This is a genomic window from Streptomyces sp. S3(2020), from assembly GCF_013044505.1.
Classification (GTDB): Bacteria; Actinomycetota; Actinomycetes; order Streptomycetales; family Streptomycetaceae; genus Streptomyces.
The window spans coordinates 1-10,456 of record NZ_JABERD010000281.1 but is presented as its reverse complement, the minus strand read 5'-3'; the positions used below and the strand labels follow the sequence as shown (position 1 = coordinate 10,456).

14 protein-coding genes are annotated in these 10,456 nt (G+C 70.3%); 9 read left to right on the top strand and 5 right to left on the bottom strand.

The features are described 5' to 3' along the window. Positions 1–128 precede the first annotated feature (128 nt). The 5 genes from HLK59_RS44545 to HLK59_RS44530 form a co-directional block, all read right to left on the bottom strand. The gene (locus HLK59_RS44545) at positions 129–644 is read right to left on the bottom strand and encodes an SMI1/KNR4 family protein (protein ID WP_171147377.1); all 516 of its coding nucleotides are present in this window, start codon (positions 642–644) and stop codon (positions 129–131) included. 42 nt (positions 645–686) lie between these two features. Then, a complete protein-coding gene (locus tag HLK59_RS52535; RefSeq protein ID WP_346779964.1) occupies positions 687–914 on the bottom strand; it encodes a hypothetical protein in 228 nt (75 codons plus the stop codon). A 31-nt stretch (positions 915–945) separates the two neighbouring features. Then, positions 946–1,554: a hypothetical protein gene (locus tag HLK59_RS44540; RefSeq protein ID WP_346779963.1), complete on the bottom strand. Its 609-nt coding sequence runs from the start codon at positions 1,552–1,554 to the stop codon at positions 946–948. Positions 1,555–1,630: 76 nt separating this feature from the next. Beyond that, positions 1,631–2,359: a hypothetical protein gene (locus HLK59_RS44535; protein WP_171147376.1), complete on the bottom strand. Its 729-nt coding sequence runs from the start codon at positions 2,357–2,359 to the stop codon at positions 1,631–1,633. 61 nt (positions 2,360–2,420) lie between these two features. After that, positions 2,421–3,233 carry a hypothetical protein gene (locus HLK59_RS44530; RefSeq protein ID WP_346779962.1) on the bottom strand — a complete coding sequence of 271 codons (813 nt, stop codon included), beginning with the start codon at positions 3,231–3,233 and terminating at the stop codon, positions 2,421–2,423. Between the two features lie 457 nt (positions 3,234–3,690). Between HLK59_RS44530 and HLK59_RS44525 the strand changes: the two genes are divergently transcribed. The 9 genes from HLK59_RS44525 to HLK59_RS44485 are packed head-to-tail and all read left to right on the top strand — an operon-like array spanning position 3,691 to position 10,191. Further along, the gene (locus tag HLK59_RS44525) at positions 3,691–4,419 is read left to right on the top strand and encodes a hypothetical protein (protein ID WP_171147374.1); all 729 of its coding nucleotides are present in this window, start codon (positions 3,691–3,693) and stop codon (positions 4,417–4,419) included. 17 nt (positions 4,420–4,436) lie between these two features. Next, positions 4,437–5,306: a hypothetical protein gene (locus tag HLK59_RS44520; RefSeq protein WP_171147373.1), complete on the top strand. Its 870-nt coding sequence runs from the start codon at positions 4,437–4,439 to the stop codon at positions 5,304–5,306. After that, entirely contained in the window at positions 5,303–6,610 is a 1,308-nt protein-coding gene (locus tag HLK59_RS44515; RefSeq protein WP_171147372.1) for an ATPase, T2SS/T4P/T4SS family, read from the top strand. Before HLK59_RS44520 ends, HLK59_RS44515 begins: the two co-directional genes overlap by 4 nt. Before the next feature lie 2 nt (positions 6,611–6,612). Then, the gene (locus tag HLK59_RS44510) at positions 6,613–7,608 is read left to right on the top strand and encodes a type II secretion system F family protein (protein ID WP_240983003.1); all 996 of its coding nucleotides are present in this window, start codon (positions 6,613–6,615) and stop codon (positions 7,606–7,608) included. After that, positions 7,605–8,528: a type II secretion system F family protein gene (locus HLK59_RS44505; protein ID WP_171147371.1), complete on the top strand. Its 924-nt coding sequence runs from the start codon at positions 7,605–7,607 to the stop codon at positions 8,526–8,528. Before HLK59_RS44510 ends, HLK59_RS44505 begins: the two co-directional genes overlap by 4 nt. A 42-nt stretch (positions 8,529–8,570) precedes the next feature. Further along, positions 8,571–8,822: a hypothetical protein gene (locus HLK59_RS44500; protein WP_046263660.1), complete on the top strand. Its 252-nt coding sequence runs from the start codon at positions 8,571–8,573 to the stop codon at positions 8,820–8,822. Positions 8,823–8,863: 41 nt separating this feature from the next. Beyond that, positions 8,864–9,298 (top strand): TadE family protein, encoded by a 435-nt coding sequence (locus HLK59_RS44495; protein ID WP_171147378.1) that lies wholly within the window; start codon positions 8,864–8,866, stop codon positions 9,296–9,298. Then, positions 9,299–9,718 (top strand): TadE/TadG family type IV pilus assembly protein, encoded by a 420-nt coding sequence (locus HLK59_RS44490; protein WP_171147370.1) that lies wholly within the window; start codon positions 9,299–9,301, stop codon positions 9,716–9,718. Further along, entirely contained in the window at positions 9,715–10,191 is a 477-nt protein-coding gene (locus HLK59_RS44485) for a pilus assembly protein TadG-related protein (protein WP_171147369.1), read from the top strand. The genes HLK59_RS44490 and HLK59_RS44485 overlap by 4 nt, the downstream gene beginning before the upstream one ends. Positions 10,192–10,456: the final 265 nt, after the last annotated feature.

The window sequence follows — 10,456 nt, the reverse complement described above, 5'->3', positions numbered from 1 at the left end:
CATTTGCCTTTTGGTGGGCGGGGTGAGATGTGGAGAATGGAGAGGGGGGGGAGGGGGTGGTCATCGGGACTCCGTAACTTGTCGGTCGGCTCGGGAGCCGTCTCGGCGCCCCGGTGACAGGCGCTGGGTCAGAGGCACAGGTGCTCGATGTCCTCGCTGAAACTCGGGAACTCCGCCCTGGCCTCGGCGATGATCGTGCGCGCGGGGCGGCGCGGAGTGGTGGCGTGGGCCTCGGCCAGGGCGGTCAGCGGTGTGTTCGGGCGGGAGGTGTGGTCGTCGTACTCGACGGACTCCATGGGGCCGATGCCGTCCGCGAGGATCCAGAGGAAGTCGTCGAGGCAGCCCGCGACCACACCGGTCGCGCCCTCCGAGCCGAGGAAGACGATCGGCTGGTCGGTGAGGGGGCGGTCCGGGCGTACGCACCACACGACCGCCATGCCGCCGGTGCCGTCCTGCCCGAAGGGCAGATAGGCCTCCGCGTCGAGTTCCTTGTTGCCGGTCCAACTGCGCAGCCACTCCGTGGTGTCCTCGGCCGCGAGGAACGCGTCGTACGGCTCGAAGTCGATGCCCTCGCCGTCGGCGTAGTCGAACTCGGTCCGGGAGACGGCGGCCAGGGCGGGCGGGAAGGATCTGTGTTCGATCACGTGTGCAGCGTAGTTGTGCGCCCAGGTATCAGTGGGTGGCTATCAGACTCCGGTTTCCACGAAGACGTCCTCGGCGGCGCCGACCGTCACCGCGCGGGTGAGCCAGGTGCGGAGGGTTTCCAGGTCCGTGCAGCTGGTGATCCGCTCGTGCACGGGCTCAGGGATGTCCAGGCCACGTGCCGTGAGGATGAGCAGGATGTCCTCGGCACGGCTCTCCGCCCGCAGACGCTGGGAGGTCTCGGAGCGGAAGAAGGAGAGGTCGACGGCCATCAGATGCCTCCAGGTCTCGGCGGCCAGGGCTTTACCGAGGCCGAGTTCGGTGAGCTCGGCGAAGATCCTGGCGGTCTCCTCGTCGATGGTCTTCAGGGCGACAGCCAGGGCTTTTCAGTATGGCAGGGGCGTTCGGGTCCTTGGCGTGGGTGATGGCGCTGAGTGTCGCGAGCGGGATGTCCCGGGCAGCGGCGGACGGGTCCGTGATGACGGGGACGTTGTGGGGGCCGAGGACGAGGGGGCGGAGGGTGAGGGCGGGCCAGTACGCGGGGCCGATGGTGAAGGGTCCCTCCGCCCAATCGGCCGTGCTCTTGTCCTGGCACGTCACGAGGAGGACGGGCGGGATGCCGTACTTCTCGCGCAGGTGCGCGACGTAGTAGGCCCAGCTGCTGGGCTTTCGGGAGTTCTTCTTCCCCTGCGCCTCGACGATCAGGAGGTGACTCTCGCCCGACGCGGTGTCGATCCTCAGGAGGGTGTCCACGCGCCGTTCCGTGGGCTGGATCTCGGTGAGGTCCGTGGGCATCAGGGACACGGCGACGGGGTCGGGGAAGGGGAGATCGAGACGACGGAAGGTCCGGGTGAAGACGCCCGGGTCCTCCTGGAAGATGCGATGGATCGCCTCGTGGGATGAGCCGACCATGTGGTGGACGTTAGGGGGACGCGTCCACCGTGGTCCGGCACATCCCGGTGGATCACCCGGTGGGGTGAAGCCGGGGTCAGTGGAGCTTGGTGTTCTGGGCCTTGACCAGGGGCGTGGGGACCTTCGCCGAGCTGGACCGGCCCTTCATGAAGCCGTTGCTGTCGATCGAGAAGTAGTTGACGATCGTGTCGCCGAAGCGGAAGGTCTGGGTGCGCATGGTCTGCGTGCCCTTGTAGGCGACGGTGGAGGCGGTGGCGATCGACTCGTCGGCGGCCGCGTCGGAGAAGGGCGTCTCCTTCGTCACCGAGGTGTAGGGGGTGCTGGCCTTGTCGGACGTGGCGGTGTAGCCCGCCGTACAGGAGGAGACCGCCTCGGCGAGGCCCTTCATCGCGGCTTCGGCCTTGCCCTCGGCGTAGGTGGCGAGGGTGATGTAGTGGTACGCGAAGGTTCCGTCGGTGGCGACGTGGACGACGGAGGCCTCCGGGTCGCCGAGGGGAAGGTAGTTGGTCGCGTACGCCAGCGGCGCGCAGGCCGCCTTGTCGACGCGCATGTCCTCCTGGGTCTCGGCCATGGCATCGCCCTTGGCGGGTTCGTCGACGGTGTAGTCGGGGAGCTCCGCCTTCGTGACGAACAGCTTCGTCAGCTCCCTCACCGGGTCCACCGCGGGCTTCGCCTGCGAGGCCGTCGCCTTCGGCTCGGTGGTCGTCTTCGCGTCCGAACCACCGTCGTCCGCTCCGCCGCACGCCGTCAGCGTGGTGAGGGTCAGTACGGACAGCAGGGGCAGGGCGAGTGCGGCTCGCTTCATGGTGGGGGGCTCCTTGAGGGTGGGTGCTCGGTCGGCGGGGGAGGGGAAACGGGTTGTCGAGTCAGTCGTGCAGCAACTTCCGCAGCACCGGCGACAGTTCAGGCACCCGCGCCCCGGCCGCCTGCGCCGCGGCGACCGTCCGGACGTACTCCGTCGCCTCGCCCCGTAGCCGCGTCTCCTCGCTGCCGTGGCTGCTGCCCGCCAGCCAGACGGCGATCGCCACGGGGATCAGTACGAGGGCGGCGTAACCGATCGGCTCGGTCTCCGACCAGGCCCAGGCCGCACCGCCGCCGCTCGCGAAGAGCAGCAGCCAGCCCGCCTCGTCGTGCCAGCCGCCGGTGGACGCGAGGCGTTCGTACTCGGTGACCGCGGCCGGCTTCGGAGGGACAGGGACCGCGCTTCCGGTGGTGTTCTCCGGGGCGGCGGCCTCCGCGTACGACGGGATCGGCGTCGCCCCCTTCCCGCTCCCGCCCTCCGCCTTCCCCTCCAACCACGCCGGCACATGAGCCAGCGGCATCCCGTGCGCCCGGGCCACGCCCAGGACCTCGCGGTAACCGGCGAGGGCGGGGTGCAGCAGCTCACGCTTCCAGTTCGAGCGGACACGGACCAGTGCCGCCACGGCCAGGACCAGGAGGGGACCCGCGACCAGTGCCGCCTTCGGGCCGAGCGAGGGCACCGCCACCGCCACGAACGGCCACACCACGCACGCCAGCAGGGCCACACCGCCCGCCCACGCCAGCGGCCTGTGCTGCTCCGCCATCGCCGCCCGGCGCCGCTCCGCGAGCAACGCCGTCACCGCCCGGTCGTCCGTGTAGTCCACGCCGGTCCGCGCCCCGATCGCGCGCACCGCCTCCGCCACCCGGGGGTCCGACACCAGCGCCGCTCCTCCGATCGGAAGAAGGACCGCTTCCGTGCTCGCCATCGACGTCATCCCGCCCCGTGTCCGTGAATCGAGCAAAGATCATGGCACGGCGGTTTCCGGCCCACGTGAGCGAATCGTGCAGGCCTCATGGGCGGACCGTGACGAAAGCGCCGTCGCGTGCAGGATGGGACGTCGGTGAGGGATTCGCTCCCGCACAGCCCGCGGCCCTCTCCCGGCTCCCGCACAACTGGGCGACATGCGCCAGAAGTTGCAGATGAATAACGAGGAGCAGGGTGAGGCGCATGACTCCGGACGTGCCTTGAGGGGCTTATGTGCGGCTGATACGGTGCCATGGCTTGACACTCACCCCAGCGATGGCTATCCGCGCAGATCGAGCAGCGGCGGGTGAAGTGTTCTAATTTGCAGAGAATTTGGCAGGCAATTTCTTGGCTGTACGGGGAGCGGTTGCGTGAAGATCCAAGAGCGTACGGGGGCGGGTCAGGGTCGTTCCGCCGCTCCTGCTCAGCCGTCGGTCGGCGACCGCCTTCCCACGCCGCCTCGCGAGCGCAAACCGGCGCTGGCGGCGCTGGCGGTACTGCTGATCCTGGTCGGTGCGCTGGGGGCGACGATGCTCGTGCTCCAGGCGGGGGACCGGATCGAGGTCGTGAAGGTGACGAAGGAGATCCCCGCGGGCGCGTCGGTCACCGACAGCGACGTGACCTCCGTCATGGTCGCCGAGGACAGCAACATCCACTACGTCAAGTGGTCACTGCTGGACGACCTGAAGAAGCTCAAGGCCGTCAACACCATCCCGGCGGGCGCCGTCGCCGTCGGGGAGATGTTCGGTGACAAGGTCACCGCCTCCGAGGGCAAGACGCTCGTCGGGCTCTCCCTCAAGGCGGGCCAGTTCCCGTCCGGCATCAAGCTGGGCGACACCGTCGCCGCCTACCGCGTCGCCGAAGGCGGCTCCGGCACCGGCAACAGCTCCGCCTCGACGTCCGGCAGCGACAACTCCCTGCTCGTCGACAAGGCGGTCGTGACCAGCGTGCCGGCGACGAACGGCGACGAAATCGTCGGCAGCACGAACTCGTCGTACACCCTCGCCGTCGACAACGACGAAGCCGCCGCCCTCGCCCAGGCCGCCGCCAACAACGAAGTCGTCCTCGTCCTCGTCCCCAGCAGCAACAGCAGCAACTAGAAGGCGGCCCCAGACCCATGGCGCTCATCGCTCTCGCCGCCGACAAGGGTTCCCCCGGCGTCACCACCGCGGCCGTCGCCCTCGCGGCGGTCTGGCCGCGGCGGGTGCTGCTCGCCGAGACCGACCCGGCGGGCGGCGACCTCGTCTACCGCAGTGCCGCCGCGCACGGCGGGCCGCTCAACCCGAACACCGGCATGCTGTCCATCGCCGCCACCGCCCGGCGTGGTCTCGTCCCCGACCAACTCTGGGACCACGTGCAGCCGTTGAGCGGCGGGCTCGAAGTCCTCGTCGGACTCGGGAACGCCGAGCAGGCCGCCGGTCTCGCCGGACTGTGGCCGACCCTCGGGCACTCCTTCGCCGCGCTCGCCGAGTCCCCGCACGCCGCCGCCGACGTCATCGCCGACTGCGGCCGGATCGCCGGGGACACCCCCGCCGTCGACCTGTTCCCGCACGCCTCCCTCGTGCTGCTGATCAGCCGTACCGAGCCGGAGGCCATCGCCCGCGTCCGCGACCGCGCCGCCGCCCTCGGCAACAAGCTGCACGGCGGCGCGCGCGGTGCGGCGAGCCTGGGCACACCGATGATCGGGGTCGTGCTCATCGCCGACACCAACAACGCGGCGAAGATCGCGGGCCAGGTCAACGACATGCTCGTGCACGCCCAGACCGGCGCCCGCGTCGTCGGCACCATCGCCGACGACCCCACCGGCGCCGACCAGTTGGCCGGCCGCAAGCGCGGGCGGCTCGACAAGTCGCTGCTCATCCGCACGGCCCGCAAGGTCACCGCGGACCTCTACCAGCAGTACGGCGCCGCCTGGTCCGTACCCACCCAGGCCCAGCACGGCCAGATGCATGGTGACATGAACGGCCATGCGGGGGCCGGGCGATGACCGCTGTCGACCATCAACTGGTCAAGCGGTTCCGGCAGGACGCCGGCGACCGGATCGCCGAGCAGCGGCGCCAGGACCAGGTGTCCGGTGTCACCCCGATGTCCCCCGAGGACGAACGGCACTACGCCCGCGCGGTCATAGCCCAGATCCTGGAGGACCACGCCCGCACCGAGATCAACGCCGGGCGGACCCCTCTCGACGCGGAGACCGAGGAGCAGTACGCCGCCGCGGTGCACGCCGCGCTCTTCGGCGTCGGACGGCTCCAGCCGCTCCTGGACAACCCGGACGTCGAGAACATCGACATCAACGGCTACGACCAGGTCTTCGTCGGCTACTCCGACGGCCGCGAGGTCACGGGCGACCCCGTCGCCGAGTCCGACGAGGAGCTCATCGAGCTCATCCAGGTGCTCGGCGCGTACTCGGGTCTGTCGTCCCGCCCGTTCGACTCCGCCAATCCGCAGCTCGACCTCCGGCTCCCGGACGGTTCGCGTCTGTCGGCGGTCATGGACGTCACCCGGCGCCCGGCGCTCTCCATCCGTCGCGCCCGCATGGGCAAGGTCTTCATCTCCGACCTCGTCGGGAACGGAACCCTCAGCCCCGAGGTCGCGCACTTCCTCGCCTGCGCGGTCCGGGCCCGCAAGAACATCATGATCGCGGGCGCGACCAACGCCGGCAAGACCACCCTGCTGAGGGCCCTCGCCAACGAGATCCCGCCGCACGAGCGTCTGATCACCGTCGAACGTGCCCTGGAACTCGGCCTCGACACCTTCGCCGACCTCCACCCCAACGTCGTCGCCTTCGAGGAACGCCTGCCCAACTCCGAGGGCCAGGGCATGATCCCGATGGCGGAACTCGTCCGGCGTTCCCTGCGTATGAACCCCTCCCGCGTCATCGTCGGCGAGGTCCTCGGCGACGAGATCGTGACGATGCTCAACGCGATGTCGCAGGGCAACGACGGCTCGCTGTCCACGATCCACGCCAACAGCTCCAGCGAGGTCTTCAACCGTATTTCCACGTACGCGTTGCAGGCCTCCGAGCGGCTGCCCATCGAGGCCAGCCAGATGCTGATCGCGGGCGCCGTGAACTTCGTCGTCTTCATCCAGCGGCGCAACAACTTCCAGACGGGCGGCCGCCTCCAGCGTTCCGTCACCTCCGTCCGCGAGGTGAACGGTGTGGACGGCCGGGTGCTGTCCAGCGAGGTGTTCGCCGAGGCGCACGACGGCCGGATCGTGCCGCACGCGCCCATCGCCTGCGTGGACGACCTGATGGCACAGGGCTACCGGCCCACCGGAGCGTGGGGGTGATGATGAATCTCGCAGCCTTGGGCTCGCTCGGTTCCATGGGCGGGCTGTTCTCCACCGAGGTCCTGTTCTCGATCGCGTCCGGCGTCGCCGTCGGCGGCGGCATCGCGCTGTTCGCCATCGCCGTACGAGGACTTCCGGCCAAGCCGGACCACGAGAAGCAGAAGGCCGCCGAGCGGGCGAACGAGCTGATCCGGTTCGCCGGGCAGCGCGGCTCGCTGGCCGCCATCATCGGCATCGTCGTCCTGCTGCTCACCCAGTGGGCGGTGGCCGGTATCGCGGCCGGTGTGCTCGTCTTCTTCTGGGACCGGCTGTTCGGCGGTGCCGGTGAGGAGCGCGCCGCGATGAAGCGCGTGGAGGCGCTGGCCGGCTGGACGGAGTCGCTGCGCGACACCATCGCCGGCGCGGTGGGCCTGGAACAGGCCATCCCGGCGTCCGCGCGCGCCTCGGCGCCCGTGCTGCGACCGCACCTGGACGCGCTCGTCGACCGGCTGCGGGCCCGCACCCCGCTGCCCGACGCGCTCCAGCACCTCGCCGACGAGATCGACGACGCCTCCGCCGACATCATCGTCGCGGCCCTCATCCTCAACGCCCGGCTGCGCGGCCCCGGTCTGCGCCAGGTGCTCGGCGCGCTCGCCAAGTCGGCGCGCGAAGAGGTCGACATGCGCCAGCGCGTGATGGCCCAACGGGCCTCCACCCGGCGCTCGGTGCAGATCGTCGTCGCGGTGTCGGTCGCCTTCGTCCTCGGACTGTCCGTGTTCAACCGGGAGTTCGTGGAGCCGTACGGCACCGCGCTCGGCCAGGTCGTCCTCGCCATCGTCTGCGGTCTGTTCGCCCTCGGCTTCTGGTGGCTGCGCAAGCTGTCGACGATCGAGACCCCCGAACGCTTCCTGATCAAGGACGAGTCGTCGGTCCAGTTCGTCCGTCCCCGCACGCCGTCCCAGCAGGGGCAGCCGGGCCAGTCTTCGCAGCCGTCGCAGGAAGAGGGGGTACGCCGATGAGTGATGTCACCATGCCGGTCGCCGTCGGCGCGATCATCGGCCTCGGCATCTACGTCCTGGTCCGCGCCCTCATGCCGTCGAAGCGCAGCGCGGTCTCGCAGGTCGCCCGGATCGACGCGATGCGGGCCCGGGGCACGGCGTACGAGTCCGCGCGCGCCGCCTCCGACTCGGGCCGGCTCGGCTCGGTGCGGGCCGAAGTCGGCCAGCGGGTCGCCGAGTTCTACCTCCAGCAGGGCTGGGAGCAGCGCTCCCTGCGGGCGGACCTCGCGGTCCTGGACCGCAGCTGGGAGAAGTTCCTGGCGACGAAGGTGCTGCTGGCGACCGCGGGTCTGTTCTTCGGCCCGCTCATGTTCGCGATCGTGTGGACGCTGGCCATCGCCGACAGCCCGATCATCCCGGTCTGGCTGGCGCTGCTGTTCGCGGCCGTCTTCTTCTTCCTCCCCGACCTGGAGGTACGCCGCGACGCCGCCGACAAACGGCGCGACCTGCGGCGGGTGATCGGCGCCTACCTCGACCTCGTGTCGATGAGCCTCGCCGGCGGCCGCGGTCTGCCGGAGGCGCTGATGGCGGCGGCCGAGGTCTCGGACGGCTGGGCCACCCAGCGCATCCGCAACGCGCTGGCCGACGCCCGTATCACCGGCATCAGCCAGTGGCAGGCGCTGGGCCAGCTCGGCGAGGAACTGGGCGTGGAGGAGCTGAAGGACCTCTCCGCCTCCCTCGCCCTGGTGGCGGACGACGGCGCGAAGGTCCGCGAGTCGCTCGCCTCCCGCGCCGAGACCATGCGGCACCGCGAGATGGCCGAGATCGAGGGCAGCGCGGGCGAGAAGTCACAGTCGATGCTCGTCGCCCAGCTGCTGCTGTGCGCCGGCTTCCTGGTGTTCCTGATCTACCCGGCCGCCATGCGGGTCTTCCAAGTCTGACACCGCCCCAACCCTCGAAAGCCTGTGAAAGGACAACTGACCATGAACGAGCGGAACTTCAGCACGGGGATCCCGGCGGTGGACTTCCTCGTCACCTTCCTCCAGGGCCGCGTGCAGCGTGCCCGCTCCGGCGAACTCGACCGCGGTGCCTCCGCCGTCGAGTGGGTCATCATCTCCGCGGTCGTCGTGGCGATCGTCGGCGTCGTCGCCGCGATCATCAACCGTGCCCTGGAGGGTGGCGCCGAGAAGGTCGAGAACTGCATCAACGGCGCCAACCAGAGCGGCACCTGCTGAAGCAGCGGAATCGAGGAGAGTACGGGGGTCTGGTGCAGCACATGCGGGCATGGGTACGCCGTCGGCGGGAAGCCGCGGCACGCGGTGACTCCGGCATGACCGCGATCGAGTTCGTGCTGCTCACCCCCGTCCTGTTCTTCATGATCTTCGCCACCGTGCAGTTCGCGCTGTACTTCTTCGCCGACCACGTGGCCCAGGCGGCCGCCCAGGCCGGCGCCCGCAAGGCGCGTGCCACGGCGCACGACGAGCCGGGCGCGTGGCGGGGCAAGGCCCGGGACGTCGTGGACGACTACATCAGCCAGCTGGGCCCGAGCCTGGTGCTGTCGCCGGACGTGGCGATGGTCCAGCCGGAGCAGAACACGGTGGGTGTGGAGATCACGGCACGGGTCCCGTCGGTGTTCCCCGGGCTGGACCTGACGGTGCACGCGCAGTCGGTGGGGCCGGTGGAGCGGTTCGTGACGGAGGACGGGAACTAGATGTCCTCTTTCCGTCGGAGTCTGCGGGACGACCGGGGCCTGTCCGCCATCGAGGTGGTGATCCTCGCCCCCGTGATGATCCTCTTCATCCTCGTCCTGGTCGCCTTCGGGCAGATGGTGGAGGGGCGCGGCGCCATCGACGGCGCCGCCCGCGACGCGGCCCGCGCGGGCTCGCTCCAGTGGGACGTCGGCAACGCCATGGCGGAGGCGCGGAAGGCGGCCGAGGCCGACCTGACCGACGTCTGCGTCGGCCCGGTGACGGTGGACAAGACCAGCGCGGGCTTCGAGGACGCCGAGCTCTTCACGGTCGAGGTCAGCTGCCGGGTGAAGGGTCTGGCCATCGTCGGCCTGGACATCAAGACCACGATGTCGGGTTCCTTCACGGCCCCGCTCGACCCGTTCAAGAGGAAGGCGGGATGAGGAAGTTGAGCGTTCCTGCCGCTGTCCGCACGTGGCTGGACTCCCGCCGCGCCCACCTCGACGACCGGGGCTCCGGCGCCGGCGCGGTCATCATCTTCGCCCTCGTCTTCATCTCCCTCGCGGCCTTCGTGGTCGACGGCGGCCTGTCCATCTCCAAGCGTGAACGCGCGGCGGACATCGCCGAACAGGCGGCCCGTTACGCCGCCCAGGACATCGACACCGACGCGCTCTACGAGAACGAGGGCGGCGAGGCACCGATCAACTACGAGAACTGCGACGCCCGCGTGAAGGCCTTCGCCCGCGAGATGGACATGTCCGGCGCGGACATCGCCGCCACCCACTGCGTCGCGGCGGACGTCGACCAGGTGCAGGTCGAGGTGCAGTTGACGTACTCGCCGGTGTTCACCGGCATGTTCTACAGCGGCGACGTGGTCGTCCACGGCCAGGCGGTGGCGGAGAACGAGGTCGGCTGAGGCCGACGTCGTACCGCGTGGCCCGGAGGGCCGGCCCGGGGACCGACCGTCCGGCCCTGCCGGACCTGGGCCGGCCGGACAGCGTCAGGTGGCAGCGCCGGTGAACCGTACGCCCGGGGCGCAGGGCGAAGAGAGCTCCGCCCTGCCGGGCGGTGAGGGTGGCCCGTGAGGGCTTCGGGTTACCCGCCCGGCGTGGGGTCCGCGCAGTCGTCGCCGGGGGATACGGGGGCGGGGCCCGGGTCGGTCGTGGTGGGCGGGTCCGTGG